This is a genomic window from Pseudoalteromonas ardens (assembly GCF_030125445.1).
GTDB lineage: Bacteria > Pseudomonadota > Gammaproteobacteria > Enterobacterales > Alteromonadaceae > Pseudoalteromonas > Pseudoalteromonas ardens.
This window is the reverse complement of sequence record NZ_JASJUV010000010.1, coordinates 154,100-176,854: the sequence shown is the minus strand read 5'-3', so window position 1 is coordinate 176,854 and position 22,755 is coordinate 154,100. Positions and strand designations below refer to the sequence as shown.

Here is a 22,755-nt window from a genome sequence, read left to right as displayed (position 1 = left end):
GTTCCGTTGTTATATTTATTGTTCCATGAACCGGCACAAAAGTGCCGGTAATGTCCGCTATCTGCGTCTTATTTTGCTGAATGTGTCCATTTTGGACTTATGACGCTGCGCAGCCTGTTGAGCCTGCTCGTCAGAGGTGGAAAACATGATTTGATCAAGATGAAGCGGTTCTGCTGTTGCAATTTGCGCCACAACTCTCTGGAAGAAAGTCGTCAGGCGTTCGATTCCTTGCTGATCAACTACTCGCCTATCATACACCCAGGTCCCACTCAGCGTACCGCTATCATAACCCATATATAACGTAAGCCCAAACTTTGATTCATAACTACCTGAACTCCAATTAGAAACTTTAACATTTTCGAGCGAAAAAGACTGTTCTGGAAATTCCTGAAATACGAACAAAACGTTGAAAAATGGCGTCTGTCCCGCACTACTATGGTGCTCTATTTCAGAGGCTAGCAGCGAGAAAGGCACGTCCTGATTATCATAGGCATCCAATGTTGTTTGTTTCACTTTAGCCAATAAATCAGAAAAGGTCATACCAGCTGTCGTTTCAATTCGAAGCGCCAGTTGGTTAACAAAAAATCCGATCAAGTCATTCACTTCCTGCTTGTTTCTGCCGGCAATTGAGGTGCCTATGGCAAAATCCTGCTGATTGCAATAATGACCAACAACCAGATTCAATAAAGCCAGATTAAGCATAAACGGAGTAACTTGATGATCTTGAGCAACACTGTGCATAGACTCTGTCATAGCGAGGTCGAAATCGAAACGATGCGTACCGCTTTGTGACAGTTGCTCATCAGCAGGCTGACGCAGTGCCGGGAACTTAAGTTCAGGCAAGCCACTTAACTTCGCACGCCAGTAATCGACCTGCTGTTGCCAATGCCCTTGCTCATACATAGCGCGTTGCCAGATAGCATAATCCGCGTACTGGTAATCCAGCTCTGGCAGTGTCGACGTCTGCCCCTGACTATATGTGAGATATAATAGTGAGAGTTCTCGCTGCAGGACTCCCAGCGACCAGCCATCTGACACAATATGATGTAAGTTTACAAACAACAGGTGCTTATCAGCGGCCAGCCTGAACAGCTTTATCGCCAATAAATGACCCTCATCCAAATTAAAGTTTTTCGCGATAAGCGCCTTTAATTCATCAACTAACGGAGAGTTTTCAGCCAAAGCGTCATCAAATGAGGCCCACTTTCCGGTGTAGTCCGTCATAGGAATTGTTATATCAGTGAATGGCTGTAGCTGCTGAAGTAGCTCGCCATGCTCCATTTTGAAACCCGTTCGAAGTACCTGATGACGTCTAATCACTTCGTTAAATGCAGCCGTCAACGCCTCTCTATTTAATGTCCCCTCCAGGCACCAGGTATGTGGCGTGTTGTATAGCCCGGCCTTGTCATTCATTTGTTCCGTGAACCAGAGTCTCTCCTGACCAAATGACAAGGGCCACATTTCATCGGCTTGTCGCTGCGTCGTCGACATCACAGGCTCGCCACCATGGTCTTTGTCCGCTTCTGCTAACATTGAACAGATTAAGGCTGTTTGCTCTTTAATCGTTGGCGCGGCAAAGAAGGTCTTTACTGTCATGGACAAACCATAGGTTTTCTTGAGCAATGACAAATACTGAGTGACCAGTAAAGAGTGCCCCCCTAAGGCAAAAAATGATTCACCTATGCTGACCTGTTCCACACCAAGCAAACCTTGCCACATATCGGCCAATGCCATTTCCAGCTCAGTTTGCGGTGCTTCAAAATCACTCCCCTGCGCACGCTCGGAGGAAATTGCAGGTAAATTCTGTCGATCCACCTTGCCGCCCGGCGTCAAGGGTAACTTAGCAAGGGCTAGCATAGGTCCAGGCACCATATACTCTGGTAAGGTCTGCGCGACAAATGTACGCAGTTCAGTCATATCTATTTGACCGGGTCGCGTTGCCGTGACGTACGCAGCCAGCTCCTCACGGCCGGTCGTTGTTTGCACTAAGGTAACAACCGCTTCTTTAACATCAGGGTGAGTGCTGAGTACGGCTTCTATTTCACCAAGCTCAACCCGAAACCCTCTCACCTTAACCTGATGATCAGCACGACCGGCATAAACTATCTGCCCAACTGCATTGTGATATGCCAGATCGCCACTACGATATAAGCGTTGACCGGGTTGAGTTGCAAAAGGATCAGGTACGTAACGCTCTGCTGTCAGGTCGGGGCGCTGCCAATAACCCTGTGCAACAGCTTCTCCACCAAGATAAAGTTCGCCCAATACGCCGATACCAGCCAGCTCCCCCTGCTCGTCCAGCACAACACCTCGTGCCCCAGCCAATGGGTGACCGATGGGATATCCCGCCTGCTCGGCAATTTCTACTTCATGGGTAATAATCCCAACAGTGGTCTCAGTGGGACCATAGTGGTTAACAATACGCAGATCAGGGTTTAATTGGCGCACTTGATTGACCAGCGAGGAGTTCAGCGCTTCGCCTCCAACCACCAAACATTCAAGGGGTAAAAGTCGGGCAGGATCTTCGACACTTAACAACGCTTGCAAATGTGATGGTACGATTTTCAGACAAGCACAAGGTACCTTTTCAAGCTGCGACGCCAGAGCTTCGGCCTCCATTGCTTTGTCTGCGCCTAACAAATACAAAGGACGACCAGTCAATAGACTACCAAATAAGGCGGTGTGACCCAGATCCGTGGCAACGCTTGCCAGAGACAAAAGACTTGCGTCTGGCGACAAAGCCAGCCTCGGCATAACGCCCGCTACATAATGGCAAAGCGCCCAATGGCTGATTGCCACGCCCTTAGGCTGACCGGTAGAACCAGAGGTATAGATGATGTAGGCAATCTCATGCATTGCCACGGCCACAGGCTCATATTGCATGGTATCAGAGATAAGGTCATCTAACTGATCCAGCAGTACGGGCACCACACCTGAGCAATTTTCCAGTGGCTGCTCAGACACAGTCAACATCCAGCGACTTTGCGTATCGTCCAGAATGTAGCCGATCCGCTGGGACTGAAGCTCAGGATCAAGCGGTACATAAATGGCACCTAATTTGAAAATTGCCAACAGGCTAATCACTAAATACTCATCACGATGGCAGCATACAGCAACAGGCATTTGTCGGGTCACCCCCTGCGATTGCAAATAAGCGGCCAGGCGCTCCGCTTTGCTGTCCAACTGAGCATAGCTAAACTGACCCTGCTCGGTTATCAATGCGATTTTGTCCGGTGATTCTAAGGTAATGCGGCTAAAGGCCTCATGAGCCGGTATCATCTGAGTCTCGTCGAGGACTGACTCCTGTGCCTGGATCACATCTTTTTCAAGCGGACTGACTCGCGACAATTCAGCAACTGAACCTTGCCCTCCCGCCTCCAGCGCTGCCACGGTGCTGATCAGCAACTGCATAAAACGAGCGGTGACAATACCCACAGTTGCTTTATCCAGCTGCGACCTTGCATAGTCAAAGTGAACATAAAGAGCGTCCTCTGACATGTCACAGTTCAGATTCAACTCAAACTCTTCAGCGCAACTACCGCTTTGCATGGCATGTGAGCGCAAGTCTGCCATCTCTGTCTGGGGCAGCGTATTGAAGCTGAAGCCATAGCGGGACAAGCGCATTTGAGCTTCATCCGTCACGGACTGCCAGTCAAAAAATTCTTGCTCGTGCTCACCACTACTTAGTAGCTGTTCGGAAAGGGCAATCAGGCTGTGAACGCTTTGAGTCTCATCAATAGCCAGTTGTAATGGTAAAGTGCGACTCAATGGACCTATCACATCAGCGATTTCTTCATCATGTCGGCCATCATAGTGCACGCCTATAACTACGTTATCACTACACAGATCATTGAGCACCTGCTGCCAGACGCTTAATATTACCCCGGCAACAGACCACCCCTGATGGCCACATTGGGTGCGTAAACTGCTCAGGCATGACGCGGCAATCTGATGAGATAATCGCGCCCAGCCGGATTGTTGGGTTTGAACATTGTTGATCAGACGCAGTGGTGCGAATTGCCCGTTGTGCTCGAGTGTTTTCGCTATCCGGTTAGTCAGTATGGCGCACTCAGGTTGCTCAAGCTGTTCTTCCAATACGTCCACAACATCCAGGAACTGAAGGCGATCCTCATCGTCACCACATTTACCGCTATAACGCTCAAGCAATTCTTTAAGTAACAGTTGCATACTGCGCTGATCGGCATTGATAGCAGGAAGAAGTAATGCCACGCTGTGCTGATCCGAGGGGCCCTGATAAAGTCGGCACTGACACCAGGGAGCTGTAAGTGCGGGGACTGTCTGCTGAATGACCTCCTGCAGCACCATTTCACTGTGCCAGGGGTCATCGACACGCAACACATCCAGCGAAACCTGTCCCGTATCGGAGACACATTGCACACCAAATCGTAGCCCGGGCTGGCGTCGATAATAGGTGCGCATCGCTTCGTGGGCTTCAACCAACTCATTGAGCGCATTCTGTAGTCGCTGTATGTTGAGTTCACCCTGAACAGTGATCACTGCATAACTGACGGGAGATTGCTCAGACTGTCGCGCCCAGATACGCTTTTGCTGTACTGATAACGGGTATTCTTCGTGCTGTTGCGGGTACATCTGACTCATGCATGCTCTCCCAGCGTTAAGTCTGCCGCAGCAAATAGCTCTCCCATCGCGACCACAACCTTGCGCTCACCGCTAAATGGCAACCGAGCATGTGCAACCAGCATGTTGTCCACGGCCAGAAAATCACCTTTTTGCCAGGGCTGAGCAACAGCGCTCTGCTCGTAAGCATCATTAATCTGAGCGATTACTTCGGGTTCAATCTCAGTACCATCACCGTAGTAAACATTGCGTGGTAAGTCCTCTGACTTAAAGATGGTCAACAAAGAATCCCGCTCAACCGGATCCATATATGAGATGTGGTGCAACTGGATTTGGTTAAAGAACAGCTTCTCGCCTGTTTTTGGATGCAAACACACCGCGTTGGCTATTTTCTTGGTTCGTAAATGTTCGTCATTTACCCATTCGCATTCTATTTCTGCTTCCTGACAGATCTTTTCAACTTCATTTCGATCATCTGTCTTAAAGAAGTCACGCCAGGAAACATCGAGCCCTTCAATGAAATTCCTTACATACATCAGCTTCTTATCTGCAAGCTTAGCCACCACGCTGGGCTCCAAACGACGATAAACTTCGCGACAGTCTACGATTGGCGTTTCTCCGCCCTGATCCGCTACTAACATACTGGCAAACATCTGTTTCATTGGCCATTGTTGAGTATGAGAGCCCTCATTATGAAACATAATTGTCTTGTCATTTGGATACGGAGTGGATTTGTAGATTTGTTTGCCTTTGTTCTCTTTGGGCAAATCACCATAAGAACCAAACAACTCAGGACAATATGCGCCGGCGACACGCTCGAACTGCACCGGAGTATCAACACCAAAACCACGGAATAAAATGGCGCCGGCCTGCGCAATTTTGCTTTCGATTAACGACCGGTTCAACGCAATCCACTCTACCAGATCAACATGGCTGGTCGCAGGCTCAATCACCACCGGGAATGTGCCAGGCGCATCTGAGATTTTCACGATCTCCTGTAAAGACGCGTTGACCGCTTTTCTTCTTCCGCGTTTAAATCTGGATGCTTTGTTTTTCTCAGTTGTTGTTGTTTGTTCCATATTCAGTGCTCCATCAATCTGGCTTAGTAATGGGTTGGCGTTGTCTACAATGGCCGCGATGACAGACAGGTAGCGTCGGCTCATGGTTTCAATAGTGGTTCGATCAAACAGATCGGTACGGTAGGTAAACTTAATGGTTAACGCGTCTTCTTCTTCAGCTGTCAGTGACAAATCAAAACGCGAGTAGTCAATATCTATGTTCAATCTTTCCATCTGAACCGGAACAGACGGATCCAGCGGTGCTTTCGGGAAGTTGTTAAACAAGAACAAAGATTGGAACAGGACAGACTGGCCAGGTTGGCGCACAACATCCATCTCGGACACGAGTACATCAAACGGTAAGTCTTGATGGGCAGAAGCAAATGTAAAGGTGTCCTTTACCCGCTGTACAATGTCTTCGAAGTTTGGGTTACCGCCCAAAGACGTACGCAGCACCAGCTGATTGACAAACAGGCCCAACATCTGCTCCATTTCCGGCACTTTGCGACTAGCACTGGAAGTACCTACGACGATATCGGTTTGCTTATAATAGGTATAAAGCATCACTTTATACGCAGCCAGTAAGACCATATACAAAGAAGCACCCTGCGCCTGAGCCAGCTCTTTAAGCGCGGTGAGGTGCTCATCAGGCACAACCACCTGATGATGAGCACCTCGAGTACTCAACTGCTCTGTACGCGGTCGGTCTAGTGGCAACTGCAAGGTTTCCATGCCACCAAGATGCGCTTTCCAAGCACTGGCAAGCTGCTCTCTGGCATCACTTTCCAGCATATCCTGCTGCCAGTAAACATAATCACTGTATTCCAATGGTAAAGGCACCAGATGAGGCTCACGCTGGGCAACCAGCGCTTCATAGTATTCACTCACTTCACGGTTAAACAATGAGCTTGACCAGCCATCGGTAATGATGTGATGTAAATTCATTAACAGAACGTGCTGTTCAGGCCCTAACTTGATCACCGAACAGTGGTACAAAGGCCCATCAGACAAAGAGAAAGTTGCATTCGCTTCCAGCTCCCATAGTTCTTTCAGTTCTGCTTGCTGTGCTTCCTCTGACAGCTCAGTCAAATCAACCAGCGGCAACTGTACCCGATGATCCGGATGAAATTGCTGACGAGGTACCCCATCAACAGAAAAGAAAGTTGCCGTCATGATTGGGTGACGCAATACCACCTGCTGCATACTTTGTTGGTACAACTGGGGATCAAACGGCCCTGTGATCATTACTGCGCTGGGGAAGTTATAAGTGACCTGAGGCCCTTCTAATTGTTCCACAAACCATAAACGTTGTTGCGCGTAAGACAAAGGGTGGCCGGCCTCCCCGGCCGGCAGTGGCAGTGCGTCATGCGCTGCCTGTTCGATCAAACGTTCCAGCAATTCAGCTCTTTGTTGTTCTATATTATTTGCATGCTGAGTCATAGTTATACACCTTCAAGATCAGTTTGTTGATTCAACAAACTAGTTACTTGCTCATCGCTGAGACGAGCAATACGTTGTTTCAATTGCTGCTTTAAAGAGATCGCCTTAATATCCGCAACGGTGAGAATATCATCACGATCACCTTGGCCGCTGTCTTGCAGCGAAGCCTGAATAAACCTGGCCTGCTCCGCTATCGTCTGACTTTCATACAACTGACGCAGATCCAGCGCGATCTTAAACTGAGCACGGATCCGTGTTTGTAGTTGCACAATTGACAGAGAGTTGCCGCCTTTGGCCATAAAGTTATCGTGGATACCCGGGTTACTGATCCCCAGCACATCCTGCCAAATTTCGGCCAGCGCTTTTTCCTGCACACTTTGCGCAGCGACGTGATTTTCCATTGTCAGACTGGAGAAGTCAGGCACTGGTAAGGCCTTACGGTCAATTTTGCCATTTGCTGTCAAAGGAAGTTGTGGCAATGGCATGATGACTTTCGGCACCATATATTCAGGCAGCTTTTGCCCAAGATAAGTTTGTAATGTGCCAACCAAGCCCTGCTCATCCTGATCCAATTGATCCCACTGCTGAACTTGTTGAGGGAACAGACGTCCCCCCAGGAAACTATGCACAATGCTGTGTGCAGGTTCAGCAGACCAGCTCTCTGCCAGGCCTTGATCATTCAGGAATCCGATTGGGCAAAGACCAATCATTTGCTCTGAGCAGGTAGTCATAATTCGCTGACCAACGACTCCAGCTGCGACTCTGCCTGCCGTAGCATCACCAACCAGGTAAACCGCAAACGCACTGTGCAAATAGGTCTGCTCATTAACACCCAAATATCTGAAATGTGGATCTTCATTGTCTGAAAGTAGGATCAAACCATGTTGCTTTGGACAGTAACGGTAATAGCCCTGTGCCAGAGTGTCGATCCGGTTGGCCTTAACAAACAGGTATATTCCAAGCTGGCTATCAGGATTGGCCGCTGCTGCCGTAGCAAGTACGGTGGCCAGATCCGCCAGAGGGATGACGATATTGTCATCAAAATGACGGAACGACTGACGACCCAGCAGGCTGACAGTGCCACTTTGTGGCAAGGAGACTTCAGGTAAGCCAACCTGCGTTGAAGAGGCAGCCTGAGTATCCATTTGCACAGACCCGCATGGAACCTGTGTCTGATCAAGTGCCATGCTCATCACACAGTGACAACTGTCACTCAACTGCAGTTGTGATCCCAGATCCTCTCGCACCCCAACCGGGCTCAAGGTAGCGCCTTGCGCCTGCACCGAGGCACTCAGTAATGCCGCCAGGTAACCACTTTCGACCGTTGCCAGATCATCAGCACGGCGTCCATACAGTGGCGCTATTGCCTCAGACTCAACCACCAGATGTAGCTCACATTGACCTTCTGTAAGCGCACTGCCATCAGCCAATTTGGCCAACTGATGACCTTGCGGATCATAATAATAGCAGCCAGCTTCCAGGCCTTTAATCACCCCATCCGCAACACTCAGATACAACTGAACCGCATTTAAGCTACCCGTCGAAGGGTAGAAGTATTTCGGCCCAGAGGCGCCTTCTACTGGATATTGTTTAGCACCAGACAACACCACAGACAATTGCTCGATTGTCAGGCTTGCTGAATCTTGGCCTGTGACGGGGTTTGCCCAGCTTTGCTTCAGCACCGGGGCAGACAAATCAACCAGGCCGTTCAGAGGCAAAGGAACAAGCACGCTGTCTTGCGCCAGGGTACGCAACCCAGCCATCTTCAACTTAAATAAAGTACGCTCCAGCGGATCCTGAATGGTGTCCACGGTGTCTGCCGGGTCCGCTTCAGGTTGATCAAGCACGACGTAGCTCACCAGCTGCTTATTCTGTTGGTTCTGGCCATGGGCCAATGTCACCGAATTCGCAATCATAGGATGGCGACTCAGGGCGGCATCCAAATCACCTAGTTCAATTCGGTAACCCTGTACTTTAACCTGATTATCTTCGCGACCCAGGAATTCAATATTGCCATCAGCAAAGTAACGTCCGAAGTCACCGGTGCGATATAAGCGCTCTTGCGTATCTGGGTGAATGATAAAGTGGCTGTCCGTTTTCTCCTGATCACGCCAGTAGCCTTGCGCAACCCCGATCCCGCCGATGTAAAGTTCACCAGGTACCCAGTCCGGACAAGGTCTCAGATCTGGCTTCAAAACATGATAGGTTTGATTTGCTAATGGCTTCCCGTAAGGAATACTCTTCCATTGAGGGGATACCTGCTCCACCGGGTAGTAAATTGACCAGATTGACGCTTCGGTCGCCCCACCCAGGCTGGTCACTTCAGTGTCAGCGTTTAGTGAGCGTATGGCATCAGGTAAAGACAACGGGATCCAGTCACCACTCATCATGACCTGACGAACATGTGCCATCGCAGATGGATCTGTATGCTCACAATAATCCACCAGTATCTGCATCAATGCCGGTACTGTATTCCAGACTGTAACCTGGTGCTCACGCATCAGTTGTGACCAATGTGCCGGGTCCTTAGCCAGCTCCGCATCGGGCAGCACCAAAGCGCCCCCAGTGCTTAATAAACCAAAGATATCGTATACCGACAGGTCAAAGCTCAATGAAGACAGGCCTAATACCCTATCTGTCGAAGACACATCAAACATCTGATTGATAGAGCCATTGGTGTTCACAGCGCCGCGATGATCAATCATGACCCCTTTCGGTGTGCCGGTCGATCCAGAAGTAAAGATGATATAAGCAAGATCTGTTTCCTGTTGCAGAGGTGCTGGATTGCTCATTGCTGTTGCATTAAGCAAAGTAGCATCAACCGCTCGTGTCGCCTGATTGTCTACCCACGGTCGCGAGATCAACTCGGGTTGCGTTAATACGAGTCTGGCTTCTGCCTGCGTCAGTATTTGCTCAATGCGGCTATCGGGCAATTGCGCATCAACCGGCAAATAGGTCGCGCCCGCCTTAAGAATGGCAAACACAGCTACCACTTGTTGCCATCCTTTATGCATAGCAACTGCAACCCGATCTCCCGGTACAACCCCATCATTCATGAGCTGCATCGCCAACGCATTACTGCTGGCATTCAGCACCCGATAACTGATTTGGTGCTCACTGGTAATTAATGCCATCGCATCCGGTGTGCGTGCAGCTTGTTGTTCAAAACCATGATGTAACAGACCACCCGGTAACGACTGTGCTGTCGCGTTGACCTGTTCACGACGTTGCTGCTGTGCCTCAGGTAATAAGGAAAGCGGTGCCGACCACTGTGACTCATTCTCAGCAAGCTGCATCAGTAGCCCCTGGTAACACTCGAACATCGCCTCAATCATGCCTTCTGGGAACAGACCTTCAACCACGTCCCAGTTCATGTGCAATGCACCACCGCGCTCTCTGACCTGATGATCCAGCCAAACCTGAGAGGTTTGCGTAATACCATAGCTGGTATCCGCCTGATCTTGTGTCTCCTCTTCAGTTTTAGGTCCACCCACATCCAACAAGCTGGTGAATACCACCGGCATTTTCACAGATGAATCTTGCTGCTGCATTTTGCGAAGCACCTCAACACCACTGTACATACGATGCTCCAGATCCTGTGCAAGACGTTTTTGTACAATCTGACAGCGCTGTGCAAAGCTCAGTCGTTCGACACAATCGATCTCAAGTAAGATCAAAGAGGTAAAGTCTCCGAGCAGCTTAAAGACATCCTGATCAAATGGGTGACGATTAAATAACGTCAGATTCAGACAGAACTGACCGTGCTTACTCCAATACCCCAGCACCTCTGAGAATACGCTCGCCAGTAGGACCGCGGAGGTAATGCCCTTACTCTGCGCACGCTGCTTCATCTGAGACCATTGGGTTTGTGGCAATGTAAACTCATGACGCACAAACCGAGGTTTATCAATCTGTCCAGGATCAACAGCCAGTGGTAATTGCGGCCCATTCGGCATCGTCGCGATACGCTCATGCCAGTAGCTTTGTGCGTCCTGATATAAAGCCGTTTGTTGTAGCTGCTGCTCAGCAATCACATAATCACGGAAAGTAAACGCTGGCTTAATAAGCGGTTGATCAAGCTGAGCAATATCGCGTGCTAGCATGCCCATACTACTACCATCAACCAACAACAGATCAATACTCAGGAACATCCGATATTGTTGTTCCGAAACTTTGAATACTGCCAGTTCGAACAAAGGCCAACGGCTGGTATCATGGACCTGGTGAGACATCCGCTCACGCTGCGCCATCAAACGTGTTTGTGCCTCATCCTCTGCGACCACCGACAAATCCTGATAATCGACCTGGTAGTAACAGTCATGATCGACAAAGCGTTGCTGGCCATCGTCAGTCACCACCATACGCAGCATGTCGTGGTGCTGGATGAGACGGTTGAAACCCGCTTCAAACTCTGCGTGATCATAGCTGTTTAAATCCGTTTCTGAGTAACTGTGACAAGAAATGTTACCCAGTTCAAACGCATCCGAACGGCCTAACCAATAGGCTTGCTGAACATGAGTGAGCGGGAAAGGGGCTAAGTGATTTTCAGCATCGTGCACCAACTCACCCCAGCTTTGCTGCACTTCTTCCGGCTCTGGCGCATCTTTGCTTTGTTCGTCTATCAGCGCAGCAATCTCATGTATTGTTGGCTGCTCAAACAACAGATGTAATTGTACTCTGACACCCGTTTTCTCTTGCATCCGGCCGATGATTTCCATCGCCGTCAACGAGTTACCCCCAATACTAAAGAAACTGTCATGAATACCAATTTGCGCCATCCCCAGGACGTCTTCCCAGACGCCACAGATCACACGTTCAGTGTTGCTTTGCGGTGCGACGTAATTGTTGTTCAGCTCTTCTGAGAAATCAGGCGTAGGCAACGCTTTACGATCTATTTTGCCATTGTTTGTCAGTGGCATTTGGTCTATCAGCATGATCGTCTTAGGCACCATATATTCAGGTACCTGCTGACCCAGGAAGGTTTGTAACAAAGCTTGAGGACTATTTGCCTGATCTTGCTCCTGCGCCCAGTTACTCAGTTGCGCTTTGCTAATATGGCCACCAAGGAAACTATGCAGTACCTGTCGTTGCTCCGTCAGTGCCATCACTTCTGACAGCGCATGCTGTTCAAATTTACCTATTGGACATAAGCCAACCGATTGTGTCGTACAACTGCTCAACAAACGCTGACCGACTGCACCAGCGTTCAGTAAGTCCTGCTCCTCGCCGATGAGGAACAGGGCAAAAGCTGCTCCCAGATAAATCGCCTCATTCACTCCCAGGAAGCGGAAATGAGGATCTTCATTCTGACCCACCACAGGTGCCAATGTATGGCTGTGCTGACAGTAACGATAGTAGCCCCCGTCCAGACCATCGACCCGGTTTGGCTTCACGTATAAATAGCAGCTTAACTGAGCGGCATCCGGCATGGCATTCAGCGTCGCAACTACTTGAGCCAACGCATTTAAAGACACATTCTGTGCTTCATCAAATTGACGGAATGACTGACGGTGAAGTAACTCCAGCTGGATGGCTGTAGGCACTTCAACGCTCGGCATCGCCAGGTTCGTACTATCAGGCGCAGATGCTGTCACCACACGAGGTTGCTCAGTCAAGGCATCCAGGTTCGTACGACGATAACCGCCTGACAAACTGATCACCACCTGGTGACTGTCATTGAGCTGACAAACTTGTTTTAGTTCTGTGCATTGTACTGCGGATAAGCTGATTTGCTGACTTGCAGCTGCAGCCACAAGTAAACCCTGAATATACCCGGCTTCAACAGTGGCCAGACGAGCCCCTAAAGTGCCATACAGAGGGTTGATAGCGGCAGTTTCTGCCACCAGATGCAAGCTCATTGGTGTATCTTCAGCCTGAGTGACAACGTTACTCAGCTGTACTAAAGCATGTTTGCTTGGATCGTAATAATAGGTGCCTGGTGCAATACCCGAGATAGCACCGTCGCGTAGTGAGAGATACAATTGCACCGCATTCAAGCTACCCGTTGAAGGGTAGAAGTACTTAGGTAACGTCGCCCCTTCAACCTGATGCTGCTTAACACACTGTAACAGCGCAGACAGCTGTGTCATGTCCATCACATCAAAGTCATCAGCCGCCTGAGCGATATCCTGCCAATTTAAGGATACAGATGTACCCGACACTTCAGGTAAAGCTAACTCGGCTTGAGCTGCCTCAATGGTTCTCAGGCCAGGCATTTTAAGTTTAAACAGGGTCCGCTCAAGCGGATCCTGGATCATCTCAGGACAGGTATCCGGTTCAGTTGGCAATGGGTTTAGCACCACATAGCTCACCAGTCTGCGGCTCTTTTGCTCTTCACCAACAGCCAACGTCAAGCTCTGTGCAACACGCGGGTGACGGACAATACCGGCATCAACTTCACCTAACTCAATACGGTACCCGGCAATTTTAACCTGAGCGTCTTCCCGACCTAAGAATTCAATATTGCCATCTGTTAGGTAGCGTCCCATATCACCGGTGCGATACAAGATTTCGCCGGTTTCAGGATGCGTCAGGAAACTCGCAGCCGTTTTTTCCTGGTCTTGCCAATACCCTTTTGCAACACCAATGCCACCGATATACAGATCTCCGGCAACCAGATCCGGACAATGGGAAAAATCGCTTCGCATTACATGGAAAGTCTGGTTACGCATAGGCTTACCATACGGGATACTGTGCCAGTCAGCGGCAACCTCATCAATTGGATAGCTAATTGACCAGATAGAGGCTTCCGTTGCACCACCCAAACTGCATACCTGAGTCGTTGGGGACAAAGCTTTAATACGCGATGGTAACGAGAGCGGGATCCAGTCTCCACTCATCAGCACCTGGCGCAGCGATACTGGTAATGGTGCACCAATCGTGTCGACATAATCCACATATAGTTGCATCAAAGCAGGCACGGTATTCCATAAAGTTACACCATGTTGCAGCACCTGTTGATGCCAGTGTTCTGTATCTTTAGCAAGAGTGGCTGCCGGTAACACCAAAGTGCCGCCAACAGACAAGGGACCAAAAATATCGTATACGGACAAATCAAAGTTCAATGCAGATAAGCCAAGTATCTTATCTTGTGCTGTCACTGCAAAGTCATCGTTCATGCTATCTATGGTATTAACAGCACCACGGTGATCAATCACCACACCTTTTGGTGTGCCAGTAGAGCCGGAAGTAAAGATCACATAGGCAAGAGACTGTGGCGTTGTCTCTATCGTGGGCTTTGCCATTTGAGACACGCTCAGCAGATCTTCAGTGATACTGTGGCAGTGATATTTATTGGCCCATTTAGCCTGCTGCAACCTGGCTGAAAATTGCTGCTGTGTGATCAATTGTTCAACGTCACCTAGCTCCAGCAGCTGTTCAATCCGCTGTGTCGGGTTGTTTGCGTCAATTGGCAGGTAAGCATAACCAGCTTTAAGGACAGCCATAACAGCCACGACCTGCTCCCAGCCTTTCTCCATCACTATGGCAATAAGCGGTTTGCTCTGTTTGGCATGAGCCTGGAGCTGAGTCGCCAGATGATTTGCAGCATTATCCAGCTGTTGATAGCTCACTGTGGTTGCTTGCTGGATCACCGCTATGGCATCAGGCGTTTGCTGAACTTGCTGCTCGAACGCTTGTTGCATCAGCAGGCCCGATTCTGCGCCAGTGGTCGCATTTACCTGCTGGCGTCGTGCCCATTGGGCCTCAGGCAACTCAACGACCGTATTTTGCTGAGATAAAGATGCCTGTTCAACCAGACCGAAAATTAAGCCCTGATAAGACTCAAACATTTCATCTAGCATGCCACTTGGGAACAACTCCTCCACGGCATCCCAGTTCAATTCCAATTGTCCGTCAATTTCACCAACCTGGTGGTCCAGCCACACCTGAGAGGTTTGTGACACACCAAAGCCCTGGCTCATTTTACCAGCCTGTTTAGCATCATCCTGACCGTCGCCACTGAGTCCCAGTAAGCTGGTAAATATGACCGGGATCTCTGTGCTGGCTTCGGTACCGTAATGACTTCTCAATGCGCGCTGTACTTCTATACCGCCAAACAAACGGTGTTCCAAATCCTGCCATAACTGTGCTTGTAACGTGTGGCATCGTTGTGCAAATGACTGACTACTATCATGCTCTACTTGCAGCAAAGTCAAAGAGGTGAAATCACCAATAATGTCATTCACCTGTTCATGCATTGCCAAACGATTAAATAAAGTCAGGTTTAAACTGAAGCGAGGCTGCTTACTCCACAGAATAATGATTTCTGAAAAGGCGCTAACCAGCAATACTGTCGGCGTTACATTAAGCGTTGCCGCCAGTTCTTTCAGGCTAGTCCACTGCTCGCCAGACAGCATGAAACGACGGCGATTAAAGACCGGTTTGTCAACTTGTTCAGGGTCTTTCGCCAGCGGCAGACCCGGGGCAAGAGGAAGCTCTGGTACCCTGGCCAGCCAGTAATCTCTGGCCTGTTTATAGGCCTGGCTGTCCTTCAGCTGTTCCTCTGCCAGCACATAGTCACGGAAAGTCACCTCAAGAGGTTGAAGTTGATCCGCTCTGCCTTGATTTAAGAGTAACAACTCGCGGCCCAGAATACGGTGACTGGCACCGTCAAACAACAAGCCATCAAAGCTCCAGTAAAGACGATACTGCGTCTCACTAATTTTTATCACTCGAATATCAAACAGTGGCCAGCTTGCTGGTTCGAAAACATGGTGAGACATCTCATCCCGGCGGGCAAGCAATATGGCCTGCTGCTGCTCAGCACTTTGCAATGAAATATCCTGATAATCCAGTACATAGTCATCAACATGCTCAAGCACCTGCTGCTGACCTTGATCATTGACTATCATACGCATCATGTCATGACGCTGGATAAGCAAGTTAAAATCTTGCTGCATCTGCGCCACATCTAAACTGTCAAAGTCAAACTCCTGATAAGTGTGGGTCCCTATGTTACCCATCTTCATCGTCACAGAGCGACCTAGCCAGTACGCATGCTGAACATCAGTCAGCGCAAACGGTTCAAATTTATCTTTGGCATCATGCGTTAATTGTGGCAATGCTTCTATTTCGGCACTGTCAGTTTCTTGCTGATCAATAAATTGTGCCAACGCTCGGATCGTGGGATGGTTGAACAAGGTGTTTAATGGAATACGCACAGATAACGCTTGCTGAACCTGACTCACCAGCTGCATCGCAAGCAATGAGTGACCACCCAGGCTAAAGAAGTTGTCGACCATGCCTATCTGTTCTTTTTGCAACAGCGACTGCCAAATGGTTACCAATGCCTGCTCGGTCTGAGTTTCCGCAGCAACATACTCTTGCTGCTCAACGTCTTTCGCCATGTCAGGCTCAGGTAAGGCACGGTGATCCACTTTCCCATTCGGTGTCAACGGCAAGCTGTCTAACGTCACAAACACACTTGGTACAAAGTATTCCGGCAAGTATTGCAACAGATACTCTGTCAGTGTCTGCTCGCAAAACGCCGAGGATGACGAATTTGCCACCATGTAACAAGCCAGATACGTATTGCCCTGCTGCGCTGCAACCGTGTCATCATCACTATGAGTAGGCGATTTAGCAACGACCACAGCCTGTGACACGGAATCATGTTGCAAAATCAGGTGCTCAACTTCTCCGACCTCAATACGGTAACCACGTATCTTAATCTGTCTGTCATCTCGTCCGAGATAGCGGATCTCGCCCTCCCGGGTATAGGTCACTATGTCTGACGTACGATACAGTCGGTCCCCCTGCTCGGAGGCAAATGGGTTAGGTATAAAGTTTTGTGCCGTCAGCTCAGCACGTTGCCAGTAGCCCTGAGTGACTCCAGCCCCCGCCAGGTAAAGCTCACCAGCAACCCCCGCTGGGGTTGGACGCATATATTTATCCAGCACATACGCATGCGTGTTGTTAATTGGCTTACCAATCGTCACGCCATACTTATCATCCGGACGTACCTCTGCGACAGTTGAGTAGGTGGTGTCTTCCGACGGCCCATATAAGTTAAACAAACGCAGATCTGGATAAGCGTCATAAAATGCGGTCACGGTTGATAGTTTAAGTGCCTCTCCGGCAACCAGTACGAGCTCTGTCGAGGCTGGTAACGCTTTAAGTGCTATCAATTGTTCCAGCGCAGACGGCACGGTGTTTATCACCGAGACATCCACCTGGGTATCATCGACCAGTGCCAGGATATTTTCCCGAAGTACCACTGTGGTGCCGCTTGATAGCGGGGCAAACATTTCAAATATAGAGAGGTCAAAACACACCGATGTGGTCGCCAGCACACGACGCAACTGAGCAACACTAAAGTAGTCTTGTGCCCACTGCAGCATGGCCACGGCAGAGCGATGAGCAATACAAACGCCTTTTGGCTGACCCGTTGATCCTGAGGTATAGATGATATATGCCAATTGATCTGCTAAGCAGGTTGTCAGTGCAGGATTTTCTGTACTCTGTCGCGCCAGCTGCTGTGCAACCCAATCTGTATCCAGATCCACACGAGTCAGCGCCTCTGGCAAGTCCGCATGGGCATGCTGCTCACTGGTCAGTAACACACTCGCTTGCGAATCCGTCATCATAAATTCAATGCGATGAGCCGGGTAATTTGGATCAATGGGCACATAAGTCGCCCCTGCTTTCAGACAGGCTAGCGTGGCGATCACCAACTGGCTGGTTCTGGGCAAACAAATTGCGACTCTGTCTGTGGGCGCAACGCCCTGCTCAACCAGATAATGTGCCAGCTGATTTGCCGCTTGATTCAATGCCTGATAGCTGAACTCCTGCGTTTCTGTAACCAGCGCAACGGCCGTTGGGCACGTCACCGCTTGCTGTTCAAACAAGTGATGGATCATTGGCGTTTCTGGCAGCGCCAAGCTATTACTGTTCCAGTCCACCAGCATCTGCTGAGTCTCATCATCGGCCATCAGCGCAATGTCACGCAGTACCGTCTTTGACTGCTGGCAAAATCCGATCAACAGATTTTCGTAATGGCGACTCATCTGCTCAATCGTTTCCTGATCAAACAGATCTACGCAGTACTCCCAGTAAAACTCAATCTGATCTCCCTGCTGGCTAAACGCGACATTGAGATCATATTTCGCAGTTGGATTAAAACTGCGTACATTCTGCATAGCCAGTCCGACATCATTCGGTGTTGCATTGATGGTGTCTTCCTGGTTAAACATAACCTGAAACAGTGGTGAGTGGCTTGGTGAACGCTCCGGATTCAGGTGTTCAACTAACATTTCAAAGGGCAAATCCTGGTGGCTGAACGCCTGAATACAGGTATTTTTAACCTGCTCAATAAACGCATCCACACTGCTATCTTCGTCAATCTCATTACGCAGTACTATGGTATTAACAAAGAAACCGATTAGGGGCTCCACTTCGGTGTGCGTCCGGTTTGCGACGGGGCTTCCCACCACAATATCCTGTTGCCCGGAATAACGGGCCAGCAGTAATTGAAACGCCCCCAATAGGCCCATAAACATGCTAACCCCATGCTGCTGAGTCCACTGCCTTAGCTCATTACTCAGAGACTTTGGCAAAGTGACGGTATGAGTCGCACCACGATGACTCTGCACTGCCGGGCGGGGCTTGTCGCTTGGCAAGGCTAGCAAAGTGGGGATACCGTTCAGCTGCTCTTGCCAATAGCTCAGCTGCGTGTCCAGCACCTTATCCTGAATCAGGTTACGTTGCCATGCTGCGAAATCACTGTATTGTACTGTCAGCTCGGGGAGTGGTACGGCTTCTTGTTGCTTGTTAGCTTGCAGTAACACATTGAGCTCATTCATAAAGTTACCAACAGACCAGCCATCGGAGATCAGGTGGTGTAAAGTAACGCACAGAATATGGTCTTGCTCTTGCAACTCAAACAACGCTGCACGTATTAGCGGCTTATTTAATAGTTCAAAAGGCTTTTCAATTTCCTCACCCACTTGGGCCATACAAATGGCCATCCGCGCCTGCTCGTCTTGCGTTTGCTGCAACTGCTCTGACAACGAAACCAGAGGTAAGGTCAGTTTGGCTTTCTTGCGCACTAACTGCGAAGGAATACCGTTCATCTCGACAAACGTAGTTCGCAATACATCATGGCGGCCCTGGATTTCAAGTAAGGCATCATGCAATGCCTGTTTATCCAAACTGCCTGTCAGTCGAATGATCACCGGAATATGATAAGCCGGGCTGTCGCTGTTCATTCGACAGACAAACCACAGACGCTGCTGCATTAATGACAGCTGAGTACGTTCACTTTTCGATGCTTTAACTATGGGTTGCCTGACCGAACGCCTTTGGTATAAACCACTGTCAATCAACTTGGCGATTTGCGCCACGGAATCATTTTCAAACAATATCCGTGTGGGCAGCTCCACATTCATTTTCTCTTTCAGTCGTGCTGTGAACAGACTGATCATCAAAGAGTGTCCCCCCAGCTCGGAAAAGCTCTGATCCGGGTCGATTGATTCTAGCTGCATCACTTCACAACATAAATCTGCAACTTGTTGCTCAAGCTCACTCATTGCCCGCTCATTGCGCGCCTGAGAAGAAAACTCCGGCAAAGGCAGCTGTGATTTATCCACTTTACCGTTGATGGTGAGCGGCAGCTCAGGCAAAGGTACAAATGCCAGCGGTACCATGTAGTTTGGTAATTGCTGTTTTAGCTGAAGTTTAATAGCTGTGCTATCTTCATTTGTGTCAGTCTGAGCCACATAATAAGCAACCACAGCCGTATCACCAGATGCCAGCGCAACGTCAACGGCAACACCATCTCGAACCTGTTCACACGCTTGTAGCGTACGTGTGATTTCATCTAATTCGATGCGAAATCCACGAATGTTGACTTGCTTATCATTACGACCCAGGAACTCCAGGTTACCGTCATGGCGCATACGCACGATATCGCCACTGCGATACATACGGGCACCGGGCAGGTGACTAAATGGGTCTGGCAAAAACTTTTCGGCACTCAATGCCGGGTTGTCTGTGTACCCGCGTGCCAAACCTTCACCGGCAATATAGAGTTCACCTCTCACCCCAATAGGCACTTGCATACCTTGCTCATCAAGGACATAGACACTGGTATTGTTAATCGGTTTACCAATGCTGACACTGACTTCTGACTGTTGATATTGATAGTGATAAACTGAGGTACACACTGTTGCTTCACTGGGGCCATATGCATTGATGAAGTGATTGTGTTCACTCCATTTATCCGCAACCTCAGGAGAACAAGATTCACCTGCAGAGACCACAGTAACGCCTGTCATGCCTTCACTTGGTAAAATGGCCAATGCTGACGGTGGCATAGTAAAGTGGCTGATAGCTTGATCGATAAGCTGTTGGTTCAGTGCGTGACTTGGCATTAGCTCATCTTGCGGGAACAAACACAGTGTGGCGCCCGCATATAACGTGACACATACCTCTGAAATCCAGGCATCAAAGCCCATTGAAGCAAACTGTAATACGCGACTTTGCGTTGATAAGCGGAACAACTCAGCTTGCGACTTAGCCAGATTAACAATCCCTGTATGACTGACGGTAATGCCTTTGGGTTTGCCGGTGGTACCTGATGTATAGAGCAAGTATGCGGCATTGTGTGCACTAAGCGGCACAGTGGGGACCGTGTCTGCATAGTCCGCAGCCAGTGTTGAATTCAGTACCTGACTGTGCACGCCCAAAGTGCTGGCATCTTCACTATTTTCTTGATCAACCAGCAGCAGTTGCATGCCAGATGCAGAAACAATACTAGCCTTGCGTGCTGCAGGTAAGCGTGGATCAACTGGGATAAACACCGCACCAGCTTTCAGGATACCCAGAAAGCCTGCCACCACATCCACTGAGCGCTGTGCACAAATGCCTACGCCCTGCTCGGGTCTTACGCCTTGCTCACGTAACCAATGAGCTATCTGATTGGCACGTTGCTCTAATTGCTGATAAGTCAGCACTTGTTCGCCCATCTCAACGGCACGCTGGGTCGGAGTGCGAAGACTCTGTTCACTGAACTGTTGATGGATAAGTTGCTGGCTGAACTCAAACGCGCCAACTCCACTGAAGTCGCTCAGCAGCTCGCGTTGCACAGGAGGCAAGCCAGACAACAAGCTCGATACACTAATGTCTGCCGATTCAGCAACGCACTCTGCCAGATAAATGAAATGCGCAATCATTCGCTCGACAGTCTGTGGCAGGAACAGATCCGTTTTGTAGGTCAATTTGACATTCAGTCCGTCAACCCAATCTTTGATCTGAAGACTCAGATCATCAATCGCAGCATGAGATACAATCCCATCATTGTCAGTGTACTGCTGATTCTCTTCTGCTAGCGCTTTGGTTACTTGCTCTGCATTGTTAAATACAAAAGAAAACTGATACAAAGGCGAGAAACTGTTACTGGTTTCAATGTCGAGTTCTTGCAGCAAACTAACCAGAGGCAGGTCCTGGTTTGCCTGTCCATTGAAGACTTGCTCCTTCACAGACTTAATGAAATCAGCAAACGATAGTGCCGGGTCTACCTGATTGCGCATTACTATGGTATTGACAAAGTAACCGACTAATTTTTGTGTCTGAGGGTGTGTACGGTTTGCAACCGGCGTCCCCACAGCAATATCACGACTACCAGAATAGATGCTGAGTAAGATGTTGTATATCCCAAGCATCAGACTGTAAAAAGTCACGCCGTGCTGTCTGGCAACCTCATTCAGTCGCGCTGCAACCGGTGCAGATATGGTGCCTGACAAGGTTTTACCATGATGACTGCGCGCAGAGGTACGCGGGAAATCAGTTTCAACCTCTAACAACGGTGCCAAGCCTGATAAGGTATCCCGCCAATAGGTCAGCTGGCCATCAAGTTTACCCTGTTCGACTAAATCACGCTGCCACTGAGCAAAGTCTGCATATTGGCGCGGATAGTCTGGTTGTTCATACGGTTGCTGATCACGCATTGCCTGATAACACGTCGCCATCGACTCAGCTAGCAGACCCAAAGAATAAGCATCACAAATGATATGGTGAATGTTAAAAACAACGATAGAGCGCTGCTGAGGCAATTTGATTAAGTGGAATCGAGCCAGTGGTTCATTGGCAAAATCAAAATGGTGAGACTCTTCAACGTCGATCACTTGTCTGACAGCGTGATCAGCCTGTTCCAGACTCAAACTACTGAAGTCTTTAGTAATTAAGCGAGCTTTCTGGTCTGATACCAATTGTACATAAGGTACGCCGGCTTCTTGCAGAATACGTGTCTGGAACACTTCATGACCTGAAATCACTCGCTGCAACGCAGCGGAATATACTTCAGCATCAACCTCTTCTTCCATAATGGCACTGGATACTACATTGTAAATTGACAGGTTATCCTGTACTTGACATGCAGCCCAGATGCTTTGCTGGTTAACCGACAGCGCCATGCGTTCGGTCCGCTCAACCACAGGAAGTTCAGCGCTCGAAGGGGATAAGCTCGTTTGCTGTAAAAACGCGATAATTTCGGCTTTGTTCGCTTTTACTTGCTGCTTCAACTCAGCCGTAAAACGACCTTCCGGTGCACTGAATTTCAGCCCTCCGTCTTCCACCCACAATTTGATGTCCTGCCGAGAGAGAGTAAGTAGCAATTTAGATATTTTCATTAACTTGATTCGCTTATATTTTTATAATTTAT

Annotated in this window: 3 protein-coding genes; all 3 read right to left on the bottom strand. The window is 49.1% G+C overall.

All coding sequences use genetic code 11. From position 1 onward, the window contains the following. Window positions 1–57 precede the first annotated feature (57 nt). The 3 genes from QNM19_RS22530 to QNM19_RS22520 are packed head-to-tail and all read right to left on the bottom strand — an operon-like array spanning window position 58 to window position 22,723. On the bottom strand, window positions 58–4,620 hold the full coding sequence (locus QNM19_RS22530) for a non-ribosomal peptide synthetase (protein WP_284027240.1): 4,563 nt from the start codon (window positions 4,618–4,620) through the stop codon (window positions 58–60). Continuing rightward, window positions 4,617–7,097 (bottom strand): condensation domain-containing protein, encoded by a 2,481-nt coding sequence (locus QNM19_RS22525; protein ID WP_284027239.1) that lies wholly within the window; start codon window positions 7,095–7,097, stop codon window positions 4,617–4,619. Before QNM19_RS22525 ends, QNM19_RS22530 begins: the two co-directional genes overlap by 4 nt. 2 nt (window positions 7,098–7,099) lie before the next feature. Further along, window positions 7,100–22,723: a non-ribosomal peptide synthetase gene (locus QNM19_RS22520; RefSeq protein ID WP_284027238.1), complete on the bottom strand. Its 15,624-nt coding sequence runs from the start codon at window positions 22,721–22,723 to the stop codon at window positions 7,100–7,102. Between the last annotated feature and the right edge of the window lie 32 nt (window positions 22,724–22,755).